Here is an 18,278-nt window from a genome sequence, read left to right on the forward strand (position 1 = left end):
CCCCTGCCCCCTCCTCGGATGAGGGGGTAACGACTGTTTTCCCGCGCGGGCGCGGCTTTACTCGATGAGTGGCACGGCGCCCCCCTGCGGCACCGTGCCGGCGCGGCTCAGATTTTCGGCAGCGTGACGCCGACCTGGCCCTGGTATTTGCCGCCGCGATCCTTGTACGAGGTTTCGCACATTTCATCGGACTCGAAGAACAGCACCTGCGCGCAGCCTTCGCCCGCGTAGATCTTCGCCGGCAGCGGCGTGGTATTGGAAAATTCCAGCGTGACGTAGCCTTCCCATTCCGGCTCGAAAGGCGTCACGTTCACGATGATGCCGCAACGCGCATAGGTGCTCTTGCCCAGACACACGGTGAGCACCTGACGGGGAATGCGGAAATACTCGACGGTACGCGCCAGCGCGAACGAGTTCGGCGGGATGACGCAATAGCCCTTGCCCGAGACTTCGACGAAGGACTGCGGATCGAAGTGTTTCGGATCGACGATGGTCGAGTTGATATTGGTGAAGACGCGGAATTCGTCGGCGCAGCGAATATCGTAGCCGTAGCTCGAGGTGCCGTAGGAAACAATCTTCTCGCCATTCGCTTCACGCACCATGCTCGGCTCGAACGGCTCGATCATGCCGTGCTCTTCAGCCATGCGGCGGATCCATCGGTCGTTCTTGATTGACATCGCTCGTCACCCGTCAGCGGAAAAGGCGCACATTCTACGATGAGTCTGTGTCGATTGTGCGGCGGAAAAGCCGACGCAACGGTGCGCCCGGCAACAGAAAAGCGCGGGGCGTGGCAGTCTTGCAACGGATGGCGGCAAACGCCCGGCGCGACGCGGGATTTCCCGCCGCGCCGGAGGGTGTTTCAGGTGTTCTGCACGACGATGTTGGGGAAGCGCGAACTCATGTCCTTGGCGCGTTCGCCGACCTTCACCGCGACGCGGCGGGCGATGCTGCGATAGCGCTCGGCAGCCGGCGAATCCGGCGCCCCCACCACCGTCGGCCGGCCGGCGTCGGCGAGTTCGCGGATCGAGCGGTCGAGCGGCAGCGAACCGAGCAGTTCGACCTCGTAGTCGGCCGCCATGCGCTCACCACCGCCTTCGCCGAAGATGTGCTCGGCGTGGCCGCAGTTCGAACAGATGTGGATGCTCATGTTTTCGACGAGGCCGAGGATCGGGATGCCGACCTTCTCGAACATCTTCAATCCCTTGCGCGCGTCGAGCAGCGCGATGTCCTGCGGCGTGGTGACGATCACCGCGCCAGTCACCGGGAATTTCTGCGCCAGCGTCAGCTGAATGTCGCCGGTGCCGGGAGGCATGTCGACCACCAGATAATCGAGATCGCGCCAGCGCGTCTGCCGCAACAACTGGTCGAGCGCCTGCGTCACCATTGGCCCGCGCCAGACCATCGGCGCATCCGCTTCGATCAGGAAGCCGATCGACATCACCTGCAGGCCGAACGCTTCCAGCGGTTCCATCGACTGCCCGTCGACGCTCTCCGGCTCGCGGCCCGACAAACCAAGCATCTGCGGCAGCGACGGGCCATAGATGTCGGCGTCGAGCAAGCCCACGCTGGCGCCTTCCTGCGCCAAGGCCAGCGCCAGATTGACGGCGGTGGCGCTCTTGCCGACGCCGCCCTTGCCCGAAGCGACGGCGACGATATTCTTGACGCCCGGCAGCGGCTTCAAACCATGCTGCACGACGTGCGCGATGACCTGCGTGCGCACCCCGATTTCGACCTCGCTGACACCGGCCAGTGCTTCGAGACAGCCACGCACGGCGGCGCGAATGGCGCCATGACGCGATTGCGCCGGGAACGGCAACTCGATGTCGAGCGCCACGCTCGACCCCGCGATGCGCACATTCTTCACTGCCTTCGCCGTAACGTAGTCCTTCTGCAAATCGGGGTCGATCAGTCCGGAGAGCGCCGCGAACACGGCGTCGAGACTGAGGGCTTCACTACCTGTCATGGCAAACAGCTCCTTACGGGATCGATGGACGAAAAAAAATCAGCGGGGAAGGGGGCGCACGGTACGAACGACGCGCCCCATGCAATACCCGATTATTTTACTCCGGTTTTAGCCGGTTCAATCAAGCGCGTGCCCGCACTTTGCTAGAATGCCTTCTTCGTAACGTTTGCCATTGCCGCCCGGTTAGCCATGACCCGCCAGATTCTCGTCACCTCCGCCCTGCCCTACGCCAACGGCTCGATTCACTTGGGCCACCTCGTCGAATACATCCAGACCGACATCTGGGTGCGTTTCCAGAAGATGCGCGGACACGAATGCTGGTACGTCTGTGCCGACGACACGCACGGCACGCCGGTGATGCTGCGCGCCGAGAAGGAAGGCATCGCGCCCGAAGTTCTGGTCGAACGCGTGCGCGGCGAGCACAGGCGCGACTTCGCCGGCTTCCATGTCGGCTTCGACAACTTCCACACAACGCATTCGGACGAGACGCGCGAGCTTGCCTGTGAAATCTACCAACGCCTGAAGGCCAACGGACTGATCGCTGCGCGTACCATCGAGCAGTTCTTCGACCCGGTGAAGTCGATCTTCCTGCCCGACCGTTTCATCAAGGGCGAATGCCCGAAGTGCGGCGCGAAAGATCAGTACGGCGACAACTGCGAAGCCTGTGGCGCCGCGTACACGCCGAACGAACTGAAGAACCCGTACTCGGCGATCTCCGGCGCAACGCCGGTGCTGCGCGAATCCGAACACTACTTCTTCCGCCTCTCCGACCCGCGCTGCCAGGATTTCCTGCGCCAATGGACGCAGAACGAGGCGCGCCTGCAGCCGGAAGCGGCCAACAAGCTGCGCGAATGGCTCGGCGAACCCGGCGACAACCGGCTGACCGACTGGGACATCTCACGCGACGCGCCCTACTTCGGCTTCGAGATTCCCGACGCGCCGGGCAAGTACTTCTACGTCTGGCTCGACGCGCCGATCGGCTACATGGGCTCGTTCAAGAACCTGTGCGCGAAGCGCGGCATCGACTTCGACGCCTTCTGGCAGCCCGATTCGACCGCCGAGCTCTATCACTTCATCGGCAAGGACATCCTCTACTTCCACGCGCTGTTCTGGCCGGCGGAACTCAAGCACGCCGGTTTCCGCACGCCGACCTCGGTGTTCGCGCACGGCTTCCTCACCGTCGACGGGTCCAAGATGTCGAAGTCGCGCGGCACCTTCATCACCGCCGAGAGCTACGTCACGCAAAAGCTCGACCCGGAATGGCTGCGCTACTACTACGCCGCCAAGCTGTCGGCCTCGCTCGAAGATATCGATCTGAACCTCGACGACTTCATCGCGCGTGTCAATTCCGATCTGGTCGGCAAGTTCGTGAACATCGCCAGCCGCTCGGCCGGCTTCATCGCCAAGCGTTTCGGCGGCGAACTCGCCCCCTGCGACACCACGCTGCCGGCCTGGCAGGCGCTCGTCGAACGCGCGCCGGCGATTGCCGATCTCTACGAAACCCGCGAATTCGGCAAGGCCATGCGCGAAGTCATGGCGCTCACCGACGCCGCCAACCAGTACGTCGACAGCGTCAAGCCCTGGGAACTCGCCAAACAACCCGAGCGCGAAGGCGAGCTGCACGCCGCCTGCAGCAACGCGGTCAACCTCTTCCGCCAGCTCGCCATCCTCCTCTCGCCGGTACTGCCGGCGCTGGCGGAAAAAGTCGCCACCTTCCTCAATGTCGCCCCCTTCGCCTGGCGCGACCTCGGCCAGCCGCTGGCGCCGCGCCACGTCATCAACGCCTACCAGCACCTGATGACGCGCGTCGACAAGAAACAGATCGACGCGCTCGTCGCCGCCAACCGTGAAACGCTGGCGCCCGCCAGCGACGCTCCCGCCGCCAAACCCGAAAAGAAAGCCACCGTGACTACCCCTGCATCGGCTCCCGCCACCACCGCGACCACCGCGACCACCACTCCCGCCAGCGAAGCCCCGGCCGCCACGCCGACGATCGCCATCGACGACTTCATGAAGGTCGACCTGCGCATCGCGCGCATCGCCGACGCCGGCCCGGTCGAAGGCGCCGACAAGCTCGTACGTCTGTCGCTCGACCTCGGCCCGCTCGGCACGCGTCAGGTCTTCGCCGGCATCAAGTCGGCGTACGACCCGGCGCAGCTCATTGGCCGGCTGACGGTGATGGTCGCCAATCTGGCGCCGCGCAAGATGCGCTTCGGCCTCTCCGAAGGCATGGTGCTCGCCGCGTCCGACCCGGACGGCAACGCACCCGGTATCTTCCTGCTCGCGCCCGACGCTGGCGCGCAGCCGGGCATGCGCGTCAAGTAAGACGCCGGGGGAACGACGATGTCTTCCCCTGTGACCTCCTAGGCGCCGAGGGCTCGCCCTTGTCGCCGCTGGCGCTGATCCTCCTCGCCTGCCTCGTCTGGCTGGCTATCGGCCTGCTCGGCGCAACATTTTCGCGCCGCTTCGTTTTCGTCACCCGCGTGCTGTTCCCGGCGGGGGCGCTGGTCGCGGCGACGGTCGCACTCACCGCGCTCCTGGCGCTCCTCACGCAGGGCGATACGCCACACACGGCCATGCTGCCGCTCGGCCTGCCCGGACTGCCCTTCCACCTGCGCCTCGACGCGCTCTCGGCCTTCTTTCTCTGCCTGCTCGGCGCCGTCGCCGCCGGCATCTCGCTCTACGCCGCCGGCTACTTCCGCCGCGGCCAGGGCAGCACGCCGGGCCTGCAGTGCCTGCTCTACCACCTGTTCCTCGCCAGCATGGGCGGCGTACTGCTCGCCGACGACGCCTACTTCTTCATGGTGGCGTGGGAGTCGATGGCGCTCTCCTCGTACTTCCTCGTCACCTCGGATCACCGCATCGCCGAGATCCGCCGCGCCGGCTTTCTCTACCTGATCGTCGCCCACGTCGGCGCCATCGGCATCCTGCTGTCCTTCGGTGCGATGAGCGGCGGCACCGGCGATTACACCTTCGACGGCATCCGCACCAACGCGCCCGAGGGCTGGCTGGCCTCGGCCGCCTTCCTGCTGGCGCTCGGCGGCTTCGGCGCCAAGGCCGGCCTGCTGCCGCTGCACGTCTGGCTGCCCGAGGCACACCCGGCGGCGCCGTCGCCGGTGTCGGCGATGATGAGCGGCGTCATGCTCAAGACCGCGATCTACGGCCTGCTGCGCGTCACCTTCGACCTGCTGCCCGAACAGCAATGGTGGTGGGGCGCGCTGCTGCTCGGGCTGGGGCTGGCGACGGCGCTGTTCGGCGTCGTCTTCTCGACGGTGCAGAGCGACATGAAGCGCCTGCTCGCCTACTCGTCGATCGAGAACATCGGGCTGATCTTCGCCGGCATCGGCCTGTCGCTGGTGTTCGCGGCCAATTCGATGCCGCTGCTCGCGGCGCTGGCGCTGACCGCGGCGCTCTACCACTGCCTCAATCACGCCTTCTTCAAGAGCCTGCTCTTCCTCGCCACCGGCTCGGTGCTGCACGCCACCGGCCAGCGCAACCTCGGCCGCCTCGGCGGACTGATCCACCGCATGCCCTGGGTGGCGTGGCTGGCGCTGCTCGGCGTCGTCGCCTCGGCCGGGCTGCCGCCACTCAACGGCTTCGTCTCCGAATGGCTGCTGTTGCAGAGCTTCCTGTTCACGCCGCAACTGCCGCACGGCTACCTGAACATGCTGCTGCCGGTAGCCGCCGGCGCCATCGCGCTGACCGCCGCGCTGGCCGGCTTTGCCATGGTCAAGTTCTTTGGCGTCGTCTTTCTCGGCCAGCCGCGCGAAGAGCATCTGGCAAAAGCGCACGACGCCGGACGCATGGAGCGCCTCGGCCTGATCTGGCTGGCCGCCGGCTGCGTGCTGCTCGGCGTGCTGCCCAACTTCGTCATCGCCGCGCTCGACCCGGTGACCAATTTCCTCGTCGGCGCCGGTTTTGCGCCGGCCGCCGACAAGGGCAGCTGGCTGTTGCTGGCGCCGATCAGCGAAGAGCGCGCGAGCTACAGCGGCGCCATCTTCCTCGGCGGTCTGCTCGCCTTCACGCTGGCGCTGTTCTTCGTCGTGCGCGCCGTCTTCCACGGCCGGCTGCGCCGCGCCGACGCCTGGGATTGCGGCTTTCCGCTGCTGAGCGGGCGCACACAGGACACCGCCGAAGGCTTCGGTCAGCCGATCCGCCAGGTGTTCGCGCCCTTCTTCCGCATCACGCGCGAGCATCCGTCGCCCTTCGACAAGGAGCCGCATTACCGCATCGTCGTCGACGACCCGCTGTGGCACTGGCTGTACCTGCCGCTCGCCTGGCTGGTCGATCTCGGCACGCGCGTCGTCGGCAAGCTGCAGCGCGGGCGCATCGCCATCTACCTGCTGTACAGCTTCGTCACCCTGCTCGCCCTGCTGGTGTTCACCACACGATGAGCCTCTACGCCTTCGCCACCCAACTACTGACGCAGCTGCTCGAGCTGCTGATCGCGCTGGCGCTGGCGCCGCTGCTCGGCGGCTGGGTCAATGTCTGCCGCGCGCGCCTGCAGAAGCGCTGCCCGCCGCCGCTGCTGCTGCCCTACCACAACCTGCTCAAGCTCTTCCGCAAGGACGTGCTGCTGGCGCACAACGCCTCGTCGCTGTTCCGCGTCGCGCCGTACCTCATCTTTTCGTGCATGGCGCTGGCCGCGGCGCTGGTGCCGACCTTGTCGACCGAACTGCTCTTTGCGCCGGCAGCCGACGCCATCGCGCTGGTTGGCCTGTTTGCGCTGGCGCGCGTGTTCATCGCGCTGGCCGGCATGGACGTCGGCACCGCCTTCGGCTCGCTCGGCGCGCGCCGCGAAATGCTGATCGGCTTTCTGGCCGAACCGGCGCTGCTGATGGTCTTCTTCACCGCCTCGATCATCTCGGGCTCGACCTCGCTGGCGACCATCGTCGGCACGCTGGCGCATCACGAGTTCGCCATCTACCCGAGCCTGGCTTTTGCCGGCGTTGCCTTCACCATGGTGTCGCTGGCCGAAAACGGCCGCGTGCCGGTGGACAACCCGACGACGCACCTCGAACTGACGATGATCCACGAGGCGATGATCCTCGAATACTCCGGCCGCCACTTGGCGCTGATCGAATGGGCGGCGAGCCTCAAGCTCTTTGCCTACTCTTGCCTCGGCATCGCGCTGTTCTTCCCCTTCGGCATTGCCGAATCGACCGGACCGGGCGCGCTCGCCGTGGCCGGCGTTTTCCTCGTCGGCAAGCTCGCGGTCGGCGGCTTCGTGCTGGCGCTGATCGAAACGCTCAACGCCAAGATGCGCGTCTTCCGCACGCCGGAATTCCTCGGCACCGCCTTCCTGCTGGCGGTGCTGGCGATCCTCGTGCATCTCTTGCTGGAGGGCGGACGATGAACCCGCTGGCCTGGCTGCCGACGCTGCCCGGTTTGCCCTTCGCCGGCCAGCTGATCAACCTGTGCGCGGCGATCATGCTGCTGCTCGCCTTCGCCATGCTGGCGCAGCGGCGAATCGTCACGCTGATCAACCTCTTCGCGCTGCAGGGCGCGGTGCTGTGCCTGTCGACGGCAATCGTCGCGCTGTCCACCGGCCAGTCGCACCTGTGGGGATCGGCGCTGATCACGCTGCTGCTCAAGGTGATCCTGCTGCCGTGGATCCTGCACCGGCTGGTGCACAAACTGTCGGTGAAGTGGGACGTCGAGACGCTGTTCAACATCCCGACGACGATGCTCGTCGGCATCGGTCTGGTGATCATCGCCTTCAACGTGGCGCAGCCGATTTCCGAGTTTGCCGGCACGATCACGCGCGCGACCATCGGCATCGCGCTCGCCTGCGTGATGCTCGCCTTCCTGATGATGATCACGCGCAGCAAGGCGGTGCCGCAGGTGGTCGGCTTCATGTCGATGGAAAACGGCCTGTTCTTCGCCGCCACCAGCGCCACCTACGGCATGCCGATGGTGATCGAGCTCGGCGTCGCGCTCGACGTGCTGGTCGGCATGGTCGTCTTTGGTGTGTTCTTCTTCCAGATCCGCGAGAAGTTCGACAGCCTCGACATCCGCCACCTCGAAGAAAAGACGAAGCAGGAATGAACGCGAGCCCCGACGCCATCGAAACGCTGGCCCGGCAGGTCGGCGCTGCGCCGCCGCTGGATGCGCAGCTGGGCACGCAACTGAGTGCGCTCCCGGTGGCGGACCCGGCCGCGCTGTGGCTGCTCGCCGCCGTGCTGCTGCCGTCCTTCGTCGGCGGTGCGCTGCTCGGGCTGATCGGCCACCGCCGCTACGCCGCCGAAATCAACATCGCCGCCAGCCTGGCAACGCTGCTCGGCGCTGGCGCGCTGACGCTGCACGTGATCAACACCGGGCCGGCGAGCTTCTTTGGCGAACAGTTCTTCGTCGATCCGCTCAATGTCTTCCTGATCGCGCTGACGGCCTTCGTGGGGTTCACCACATCGCTCTTCTCGCGCCCCTACCTGCGCGCCGAGGTGGCGCGCGGCAAGCTCGACGGCGGCCGCATGCGGCTCTACCACAGCATGTTCCAGCTGTTCATGGGCGCCATGCTCACCGCCTTGTCGACCAACAACCTCGGCATCCTGTGGGTGTCGATGGAAGCGGCGACGCTCGCCACCGTGCTGCTGGTCGCGCTCTACCGCACGCCCGCCAGCCTGGAAGCGGCGTGGAAGTACTTCATCCTGTGCGGCGTCGGCATCGCGCAGGCGCTGTTCGGCGTGATCCTGCTCTACTTCGCCGCCGAACGCGTGCTCGGCGCCGAAGGCGGCGCGCTGCTGTGGACGCACCTGAACGCGATCAAGAGCGACCTCGAACCGACCGTGCTGTCGCTCGCTTTCATCTTCCTGCTGGTCGGCTACGGCACCAAATGCGGCTTCGCGCCGCTGCACAACTGGCTGCCCGACGCGCACGCCGAAGGGCCGACGCCGGTATCGGCGGTGCTTTCCGGGCTGCTGCTCAACGTCGCGCTGTACGCGGTGCTGCGTTGCAAGACGCTGGTCGACGGCGCGCTGGAAACGCACTTTGCCGGCAACCTGATGATGGGCTTCGGCCTCTTCTCGGTGGTGGTCGGCGCATTCAGTCTGGCGCGGCAGAAGGACATCAAGCGCCTGTTCGGCTATTCGTCGATCGAGCACATGGGGCTGATCGGCTTCGCCTTCGGCATGGGCGGCCCGGCCGCGTCGTTTGCCGGCCTGCTGCACATGACCGTGCATTCGCTGACCAAGTCGGCGATCTTCTTTGCCGTCGGCCACGCCGTGCAGAAGGTCGGCTCGGCGGCCATCGACGACATCCGCGGCCTGCTGCGCGCCTCGCCGATGATCGGCTGGAGCCTCGCGCTCGGCGCGCTGGCCATCCTCGGCATGCCGCCCTTTGGCGTTTTTGCCAGCGAATTCCTCATTCTCACCACGGCCATCCAGGAGCATCAGTGGGCGGTGCCGATCCTGCTCGTCTCGCTCGGCGTCGCCTTCGCCGCCGGGCTGGGCAAGGTGCAGGGAATGGTCTTCGGCGACGCGGTGCCGGTGCTGCCTGGCGTGCGTCCGGCGACGCTGCCGGTGCTGCTGCATCTGGCGCTAGCGCTGCTGCTCGGCCTGTGGATACCGCCCGAACTCGCCGACTGGTATCGCGCCGCGGCGCATCTGCTCGGCTGACGGAGAGCAAGGATGAACACCCAGCGCTTCCTCGACCAGCCCATCGACTTCGCGCCGCTGCCGGCACAGGCTTTTCCGGTGTGGCACGCCGAACTCGCCGCCGGCGACGACGCCGCGCTGCTCGACTTCTGCCGCGCCGCCCGCGCCGCCGGCCGCTGGCTGGTGACGCTGTGGACGAGCATCGACGGCGGCAGTCACCGCCCGGCCGCGGCGCCGCTGCTGCCCGACCCGGCCGACGCCGCCAGCACGGCCACGCCGCAGAGCGCCGCGCTGCACGTCGCGCTCGACCTCGCCGAAGGGCTGGTCTGGCTGACGCTGCCGCTGCCGGCCACCGACGCGGCGCAGTCGGCAGGCAAGCCGGCCGAAGACACCACCGGGCAGCCGCCGTCGTACACCTCACCCTTCGCCACCTTTCCCGATCTGGCGCCGATCTTCCCCTCGGCTACGCGCCTGCAGCGTGCCGCGTTCGACCTCACCGGCGTTGGCCCGGCCAGCGGCGACCGCCGCCCCTGGCTGCGCCACGCCAACTGGCCGGCGGACTGGTTTCCGCTGGCGCCCGACACGCTCGCCGCGCCAGCGCCGCGCTTTGCCACGCAGGCCGAGGACTACGCCTTTGTTCGCGTCGAGGGCGAAGGCGTGCATGAAATCCCGGTCGGGCCGATCCACGCCGGCGTGATCGAGCCGGGGCACTTCAGGTTTTCGGTGGTCGGCGAGTTGGTGCTGCGCCTCGAACAACGCCTCGGCTGGAAGCATCGCGGCATCGCGCAGCGCTTTGCCCGGCTGTCGCTGGCCGGCGCTGGCGCCACGGCGGCGGCGAAGCTCGCCGGGCGCATTGCCGGCGACAGCACGGTGGCGTGGGCCTGGGCTTTCTGCCAGGCCGCCGAAGCCATCGCCGCGCAGGCGGCGACGGGCGGCTTTGCCGTGCCGCCGCGCGCGCTGCTGCTGCGCGCCCTGCTGCTCGAACGCGAGCGCGTTGCCGCGCATCTGGCCGACCTGGGCGCGCTCGGCAACGACGCGGCTTTCGGCTTTGGCCTGATGGAATTCCTGCGCCTGCGCGAAAACTGGCTGCGCACGCAGGCCGGCATTTTCGGCCACCGGCTGCTGATGGACTGCGTCGTTCCCGGCGGCGTGGCGCGCGATCTCGGCGCCGACGACGCCGCTAGCCTGCGCGCCGAGTGCGCCACGCTGGCCGGCGAACTCGCCAAGTTGCACGCCATCTACGACGACCACGCCGGACTGCAGGACCGCCTGCTCACCACCGGCCGCGTCACGCCGGCGCTGGCCGCGCAACTGGGCCTGATCGGCCTGCCCGGCCGCGCCAGCCTGCAGGCGCGCGACCTGCGCTGCCGTGGCGACCACGCGCCGTGGCCGGCGCTGGCGCCGCAGATGGTGGTACATCCCAACGGCGACGTTGCCGCACGCGTACTGCAGCGCTTTGCCGAAATCGACGAATCGCTGCGCCTGATCGGGCGCATCCTCGACCAGCTGGCCAGCACGGAAGGCGACTACCGCGCGCCGTGGCCGGAACATCTGCCCACCGCCGCCAGCGGCTTGGGCTGGGTGGAAGGCTGGCGCGGCGACGTGTTCGTGGCGCTCAGCACCGGCGCCGACGGCCACATCCGCCGCTGCCACACGCACGACCCCTCGTGGCACAACTGGCCGGTGCTGGAACACGCGGTGATCGGCAACATCGTTGCGGACTTTCCGCTGATCAACAAATCGTTCAACCTCTCCTACGCCGGAGTGGATTCATGAACCCTTTCTTGCGCGCACTGCTGCGCCAGCACCCCGCCGCCGACCCGGCGCCGGCACCCGACACCTCGCTGTGCCCGCCGCGCACAGCGGCAACGGGCGGCGACAGCACGGAGAGCAAAGAACCCGCCGCCTGCACGCCGGCGCAACTCGCCAGCCTGGCCAAGGCGCTGGTCATCCGCCACGTGGATAGCGGCTCGTGCAACGGCTGCGAACTCGAAATCGGCGCGCTAAACGGCCCGCACTACCGCCTGGAAGCGCTCGGCGTGCGCTTTGCCGCCAGCCCGCGCCACGCCGACGCGCTGCTCGTCACCGGGCCGGTCAGCGGCAACATGGACGTTGCCCTGCGCCGCGCCTGGGCCGCCGTGCCGACGCCCAAACGGCTGATCGCCGTGGGCGACTGCGCCTGCAACGGCGGCATCTTCGGCGAGAACTACGCCTGCCGCGGCGGCGTGGGCGGCGTGCTGCCCGTCGACGTCGCCATCCACGGCTGCCCGCCGACGCCGGAACGCCTGCTCGCCGGCATCCTCGCTGCCGTCGCCCCGGCAACAGCCGACCACCACGCATCGGCCAGCGAAGCGCAGGCCGACGAAAAACCGTGAGCAACAGCAGCAAGCGTGCCGAAACGGTACTCAAGCTGCGCGTGCGCGGCCGCGTGCAGGGCGTCGGCTACCGCCGCTCGCTGGAAATTAAGGCGCGCGCGCTCGATCTGGCCGGCTGGGTGCGCAACCTCGCCGACGGCAGCGTTGAAGCCTTGGTCGCGGGCGATCCGGCGGCGGTGGCCGAACTCTGCGAATGGGCGCGGCACGGGCCGCCGCTGGCGCGGGTGGATGCGGTAGAGACGCCGGCGCTGGAGTGCGATGAGGCGGGAGCGTGGGCGCCTTATCCGTTTGCGGTTTGCGCCAATTTCTGAAGTTTGGCAAGGCACGGCATTACTTGGGCATGGCGGGCGCTCAGCAATTTACGCCCTATATATAGGGCATAGGTCAACCAATCACGACGTACTTTCGCCGGATATGCACATATGCGCAGAAATACGCATCCGTTCGAGATAGCCGAGCAATTAAGAGCCTCCGCACTAGCCTGTGTCGCCTATGCTTGCCAAGCTTTTTCCGGGCAGTGCGTAGAATACGAAAACCATTGACGACGACTCATCAAACAAATATAAAGTCGAAAATAGAAGACTTTTCTTTTGACTATTCTCCACTGGCAGGTTAATTGGCTATGCACCCCACCGCACTATCTAAGGCCGACCGGCTAAAACTGCTACTGGCAGAAGGCTTCTTCCCTTCTCAGCTACCTCCTTGCTTTACCTCTCATAATCTTGCCGAAAAATACAGCAAAGTCGTTTCCCGATGGGACAAATTAAAACCAAATCGCTGCGTTGAGGATACTGAATGCGAGCGTTACTCAGTAGCGCGAGTCGGACATGGCCGGCGCCCCATATCGATCCCCAATCCCGTTTCCCAATTTTACCTTTCTCGATTCATATCCAACAATTGGGGAAACATATATCGACATCTACAAAAGAGCAGAATTTCACTTAGCAAACCGCAGTTCAAGCGTGATATTGGACGCGCAATATCGATCACAGCCGCATCTGAAATAGCGGAGCAGAAGTTACTACGATCCGCAGGTGCGCGCTTCGCCTTAGTAACAGACATCTCCCAGTTCTTTCCATCTCTCTACACACATGCAATACCGTGGGCATTGCACGGAAAGTCAGTTTCCAAAGACAAGAGAAATAGAAAAAATCCAAAATATTACGGAAACACATTAGATGAGTTGGCCAGAGCCTGCCAGAACGCACAAACCATCGGGATACCCATCGGCCCAGACACCTCGCATATAATTTCTGAGATATTGGGCGTCGCCATAGACCTTGAAATAAAGAAGCGGTTAAAAAAATGGCCCCGAGGACTACGTCACGTCGACGATTTCTATTTGTTTTTTGACACGGAAGCCGAAGCAGTAAAAGGGCTTGCATCAGTAACATCGTCGCTTCAGGAGTTTGAACTACGCCACAATATTTTAAAAACTCGAATAATCCCTGTGCAGTTGCTTAATGAAGACTCGTGGACTCACGGAATTGGCGCATTTGAGTTTTCTTACGACGTGGCAGGCCAGCGAAAAGACATTCACAGATATTTTGATTTATTATTCGATGCCGAAAAGAAAAACTCCGATGAAAATGTGGTCCTTTACGGACTAAGAAAACTACAAACGCAAATTATAAAACGACCCAATTGGCCGATATTTCAAGCCTATTTATTCCGCTGCATTCTACAATATCCTAATACGATCCAAGACGTTGCAACCATTGTAGCCACGTACATCGAACACAACTTTCCCGTTAAGAACTTTAGGGCACAATGGGCAAACATTTTAAATGGACTGATTCAGCAGTATGCTCATGTGGAAGGCCATAGCGAAGTCGCATGGCTACTATGGCTATCCAATCTGCTCGATGTAAGACTAGCCAAAGAATCAGTCGGTGCTCTTGAAAAAATACATAGCTCAGTTTGCATCTTGCTGGGCCTCCACCTTGAAAAGCGCGGACTATTGCAACGCAAGCTAAAGCGATCATCACTTGGGGACTATCGTGACTCAAAAGCTCTCTACAAGAGTAGCTGGCTACTTACATACGAGGGTGCGCGACAAGGATGGCTACCAGAGGTCGCATCACTCGTTAAAAATGACCAGTATTTCGGGCCAATGCTGAACGAAGGAATAGGTTTTTTTTCCGAAACCGGAAACGTGGCACCAATATTTCAGCTGAAGAGGGAGCACGACTCGATATCCCATCCGTTCAACGACGAATATTTCGACGATGATGAGGACATCTCTAATTATTTCGATTTCAGCGACATCGCCGAAAACTACCTGAACAGTCGGAGGCGTAGCATTTCGCACTCGCGTGATGACGAAGACGAAGAACGCGACAACACGGTGCAAATAGATATTTCCAGCCTTTGGGACGACATTCCGCTATAAGCCGCAGAACATTTAGTGATTAATTTTGCTTTCCTGCGCACTTACATTCCGCATTCACGCTAAATTCTGCCCTCAAGTTTGTTATTTTTGGATCGAGCCAGCATCAAAATTTTCTGTACTGACCGACCAATTCAAGAGTTCTGGCCTTCGACAAATAACTTACCAACAACTGACCTAGATTCCATAAAGTATCAATAACTGCCAGAGCCGATCTACAACCCTCCCCATGAAAAACGGCCCGCATTCCTGCGAGCCGTCCCCTGCTTCACCAGCTACTGGCTTCCGTCAGTCAGCCACCCTCACCCCAACTCCACCAGCAAGTCCTTCGCCTCGATGCGGCTGCCGGAGGCGACGTGAACGCGCACTACCGTTGCGTCGCGCTCGGCGGTGATCATCGTTTCCATCTTCATCGCTTCGATCGACAGTAGCGGGCTGCCCTTGCTCACGGTCTGGCCGGCCTTGACCAGCACCGTGCCGACCATGCCGGGCATCGGCGCGGCGACATGGTTGGGGTTGCCGGCTTCGGCCTTCGGCGCGGTCTGCGAGGAGACGACGGCGCCCTTCTTCGGCACGCGCACGGTGCGCGGCTGGCCGTTCAGCTCGAAGAACAGCTTGACCATGCCGTCCTCGTCGGGCTCGGTGCGGCCGATCAGGCGCACGATCAGCGCCTTGCCGGGGTCGATTTCGATGGTGACTTCCTCGCGCGCGCTCATGCCGTAGAAGAACAGCGGCGTCGGCACCAGCGAGACGTCGCCGAAATGGCGCTGATGCTCGGCAAAGTCGGCGAAGACCTTGGGGTACATCAGGTACGAGGCGAGGTCGTTGTCGTTGATGTGCCGGTCGACGCGCTTTTCGGCCTGCGCGCGCGCGGCTTCCAGATCGACCGGCGGAATGTCGGCGCCGGCGCGGCCGGGCAGCGGCTTGCGGTCCTTGAGCACTTTCGCCTGCAGCGCCGGCGGGAAGCCGTCGGCGGGATAGCCCATCTCGCCGCGGAAGAGCGAGATCACCGACTCGGGGAAGGCGATTTCCTTCACCGGGTCGGCCACGTCGGCCGGCGTCAGCTCGTTGGCGACCATGAACAACGCCATGTCGCCGACCACCTTGGACGACGGCGTCACCTTGACGATGTCGCCGAACAGCTTGTTCACGTCGGCGTAGCCCTGCGATACCTCGTCCCAGCGGTGTTCGAGGCCCATCGCGCGCGCCTGCTCGCGCAGGTTGGTGTACTGGCCGCCAGGCATTTCGTGGCGGTAGACGTCCGAAGTGCCCGAGCGGATGTCGGCCTCGAACGGCGCGTAGTAGCGGCGCACGCCTTCCCAGTAGCGGGCGAAGGGTTGCAGCTTCTGCGCAGTGAAACCGGGGCTGCGCGGATCGCCTTCCAGCGCCGCCACCAGCGCGCCGAGGCTCGGCTGCGAGGTGAGCCCGCTCATCGAATCCATGGCGCCATCGACGGCGTCGACGCCGGCCTCGACCATCGCCAGCACGCTGGCGATCGAGCCGCCCGAGGTGTCGTGCGTGTGGAAATGGATCGGCAGGCCGACTTCTTCCTTCAGCGCTTTCACCAGCGCGCGCGCCGCACGCGGCCGGCAGACGCCGGCCATGTCCTTGATGCCGAGGATGTGCGCGCCAGCCTTTTCCAGCTGCTTGGCCATGTCGACGTAGTACTTGAGGTTGTACTTCGGCCGGCTGCTGTCGAAGATGTCGCCGGTGTAGCAGATCGCCGCTTCGCACAGGGCACCGGATTCCTGCACCGCGTCCATGGCGACGCGCATGTTGTCGACCCAGTTGAGCGAATCAAATACGCGGAAGACGTCGATGCCTTCCTTGGCCGCCTGCTGCACGAACTGGCGAACGACGTTGTCGGCGTAGTTGGTGTAGCCGACGGCGTTGGAGGCGCGCAGCAGCATCTGGAAGAGGATGTTCGGCGCCGCCTGGCGCAGCTTGTGCAGCCGCTCCCACGGGTCTTCCTTCAAAAAGCGCATGGCCACGTCAAAGGTGGCGCCGCCCCAGCATTCGAGCGAGAACAGTTCCGGCAGCTGGCGCGCATAGTGCGGCGCAATCGCCAGCATGTCGGCGGTGCGCATGCGCGTGGCGAACAGCGACTGGTGCGCGTCGCGCATGGTGGTGTCGGTGATGAGGATGCGTTCCTCATTGCGCATCCACTCGGCGAAGCCCTTGGCGCCCAACTCTTTCAGGCGGTCGCGGCTGCCCGGCGGCGGCGCGATGGCAAGGTCGGTCGCCGGCAGCAAGGGCGCGGCGAGCGGCAGCTTGGGCAGCGTGCGGCCCTTCATTTCATCGTTGCCGTTGACGATCACGTCGCCGACAAAGCGCAGCAGGCGCGTCGCGCGGTCGCGCCGCTTGGGGAAGTGGAACAGCTCGGGCGTGGTGTCGATGAAGCGCGTCGAACACTCGCCGGAGATGAAGGCCGGGTGGTTGATCAGGTTTTCGAGGAAGTGCAGGTTGGTCGCCAGCCCGCGCACGCGGAACTCGCGCAGCGCGCGGTCCATGCGGTGAATGGCTTCGCCGCTGCTCGGCGCCCACGCGGTCACCTTGACCAGCAGCGAGTCGTAATAGGGCGTGATCACCGCGCCGGCGTAGGCGGTGCCGGCATCGAGGCGGATGCCGAAGCCGGCGGCGCTGCGGTAGGTGGCGATCTTGCCGTAGTCCGGCGTGAAGTTGTTTTCCGGGTCTTCGGTGGTGACGCGGCATTGCAGCGCGTAGCCGTTGAGATGAATGTCGGCCTGCGCCGGCACGCCGGACTCGGGCGTGCCGATCTTCGCGCCTTCGGTGATGTGAATCTGCGCCTTGACGATGTCGATGCCGGTCACCTGCTCGGTGACGGTGTGCTCGACCTGGATGCGCGGGTTCACTTCGATGAAGTAGAACTTGCCGGTGTCGCCATCCATGAGGAATTCGACGGTGCCGGCATGCGTGTAATTGACGGCGCGCGCGAGCTTCAGCGCCGAGCTGCACAGCTCGTCACGGCCGGCGGCGTCGAGATAGGGCGCCGGCGCGCGTTCAACGACCTTCTGGTTGCGCCGCTGCACCGAACAGTCGCGCTCGAAGAGGTGCACGGCCTGCTGGTGGCGGTCGCCAAGAATCTGCACTTCGACGTGGCGCGCGTTGCGCACCAGCTTTTCCAGATAGACCTCGTCGTTGCCGAAGGCGGCGCCGGCTTCGCGGCGGGCAACGTCAAGCAGCGCGGCGAGGTCGGCTTCGGATTCGATCACGCGCATGCCGCGGCCACCGCCGCCCCAGCTGGCCTTGAGCATCAGCGGATAGCCGATCTCGGCGGCGAGTTTCGCAGCTTCGGCAAAGTCGGCCGGCAGCGGGCCGGTCGCCGGCATCACCGGCACACCGGCAGCCACCGCCGCGTTGCGCGCGGCCACCTTGTTGCCGAGCGTGCGCATCACTTCCGGCGTGGGGCCGATGAAGGCGATGCCGTTTTTGGCGCAGGCTTCGGCGAAATCCGGGTTTTCCGACAGCAGACCGTAGCCGGGGTGGATGGCATCGACCTTCGTCGCCTTGGCGATGCGGATAATGTCGTCGATGTCGAGGTAGGCCGAGATCGGCTTCTTGCCGGCGCCGACCAGATAGCTTTCGTCCGCCTTGAAGCGGTGCAAGGCAAAGCGGTCTTCGTTTGAATAGATGCCGACGGTGCGGATGCCGAGCTCGGTGGCCGCGCGCATGACGCGGATGGCGATCTCCGAACGGTTGGCGATCAGGATTTTGCGGATGTCCACGTGCGTAACTCCCCCCGGATGTAAGTTCGGCCTTCTGTGGGCCAGTGCTGCCCGGCGGCGGCAAGCCGGCGCGAAGCAGTTCGTGAGTTTGCCAGCAAATGAGGGGATTAGGCGCACCGGCGCGCACGCCAACGACATTTGCCGCAGCGGCCATGCGCCAGAGTCAGACGGCACCGGGGCGTAGAGGTAGAATGCGCGATCTTCACGCGTCCT

12 protein-coding genes are annotated in these 18,278 nt (G+C 64.6%); 9 read left to right on the top strand and 3 right to left on the bottom strand.

The window, feature by feature from the left end:
• Positions 1 to 107: 107 nt before the first annotated feature.
• Both dcd and apbC read right to left on the bottom strand, forming a co-directional pair.
• Entirely contained in the window at positions 108 to 677 is a 570-nt protein-coding gene (dcd, locus tag GHK24_RS02860; RefSeq protein WP_153468620.1) for a dCTP deaminase, read from the bottom strand.
• A 182-nt stretch (positions 678 to 859) separates the two neighbouring features.
• Positions 860 to 1,963, bottom strand: a complete 1,104-nt coding sequence (apbC, locus tag GHK24_RS02865; RefSeq protein WP_153468623.1) for an iron-sulfur cluster carrier protein ApbC — start codon at positions 1,961 to 1,963, stop codon at positions 860 to 862.
• A gap of 189 nt (positions 1,964 to 2,152) precedes the next feature.
• On the opposite strand from apbC, the gene metG reads away from it, so the two are divergent.
• The 9 genes from metG (at position 2,153) to GHK24_RS02910 (ending at position 14,322) form a co-directional block, all read left to right on the top strand.
• A complete protein-coding gene (gene metG / locus GHK24_RS02870; RefSeq protein ID WP_153468626.1) occupies positions 2,153 to 4,288 on the top strand; it encodes a methionine--tRNA ligase in 2,136 nt (711 codons plus the stop codon).
• Between the two features lie 59 nt (positions 4,289 to 4,347).
• Positions 4,348 to 6,357: a hydrogenase 4 subunit B gene (hyfB, locus tag GHK24_RS02875; RefSeq protein WP_153468629.1), complete on the top strand. Its 2,010-nt coding sequence runs from the start codon at positions 4,348 to 4,350 to the stop codon at positions 6,355 to 6,357.
• Positions 6,354 to 7,319 (top strand): respiratory chain complex I subunit 1 family protein, encoded by a 966-nt coding sequence (locus tag GHK24_RS02880; RefSeq protein WP_153468631.1) that lies wholly within the window; start codon positions 6,354 to 6,356, stop codon positions 7,317 to 7,319. Before hyfB ends, GHK24_RS02880 begins: the two co-directional genes overlap by 4 nt.
• Positions 7,316 to 8,011 carry a formate hydrogenlyase gene (locus tag GHK24_RS02885; RefSeq protein WP_153468634.1) on the top strand — a complete coding sequence of 232 codons (696 nt, stop codon included), beginning with the start codon at positions 7,316 to 7,318 and terminating at the stop codon, positions 8,009 to 8,011. The genes GHK24_RS02880 and GHK24_RS02885 overlap by 4 nt, the downstream gene beginning before the upstream one ends.
• A complete protein-coding gene (locus GHK24_RS02890; protein ID WP_153468637.1) occupies positions 8,008 to 9,576 on the top strand; it encodes a hydrogenase 4 subunit F in 1,569 nt (522 codons plus the stop codon). The genes GHK24_RS02885 and GHK24_RS02890 overlap by 4 nt, the downstream gene beginning before the upstream one ends.
• A 12-nt stretch (positions 9,577 to 9,588) precedes the next feature.
• Positions 9,589 to 11,331, top strand: coding sequence for an NADH-quinone oxidoreductase subunit D-related protein (locus GHK24_RS02895; protein ID WP_153468640.1), 1,743 nt, complete (start codon positions 9,589 to 9,591; stop codon positions 11,329 to 11,331).
• Positions 11,328 to 11,930, top strand: a complete 603-nt coding sequence (locus GHK24_RS02900) for an NADH-quinone oxidoreductase subunit B family protein (RefSeq protein ID WP_153468643.1) — start codon at positions 11,328 to 11,330, stop codon at positions 11,928 to 11,930. Before GHK24_RS02895 ends, GHK24_RS02900 begins: the two co-directional genes overlap by 4 nt.
• A complete protein-coding gene (locus GHK24_RS02905) occupies positions 11,927 to 12,241 on the top strand; it encodes an acylphosphatase (protein WP_340666079.1) in 315 nt (104 codons plus the stop codon). The genes GHK24_RS02900 and GHK24_RS02905 overlap by 4 nt, the downstream gene beginning before the upstream one ends.
• Positions 12,242 to 12,546: 305 nt before the next feature.
• Positions 12,547 to 14,322: an RNA-directed DNA polymerase gene (locus GHK24_RS02910; RefSeq protein WP_153468646.1), complete on the top strand. Its 1,776-nt coding sequence runs from the start codon at positions 12,547 to 12,549 to the stop codon at positions 14,320 to 14,322.
• Positions 14,323 to 14,621: 299 nt separating this feature from the next.
• Here GHK24_RS02910 and GHK24_RS02915 read toward each other — a convergent pair whose 3' ends face one another.
• Positions 14,622 to 18,065 carry a pyruvate carboxylase gene (locus tag GHK24_RS02915; protein ID WP_340666080.1) on the bottom strand — a complete coding sequence of 1,148 codons (3,444 nt, stop codon included), beginning with the start codon at positions 18,063 to 18,065 and terminating at the stop codon, positions 14,622 to 14,624.
• Between the last annotated feature and the right edge of the window lie 213 nt (positions 18,066 to 18,278).

Source organism: Rhodocyclus gracilis (genome assembly GCF_009617575.1).
Classification (GTDB): Bacteria; Pseudomonadota; Gammaproteobacteria; order Burkholderiales; family Rhodocyclaceae; genus Rhodocyclus; species Rhodocyclus gracilis.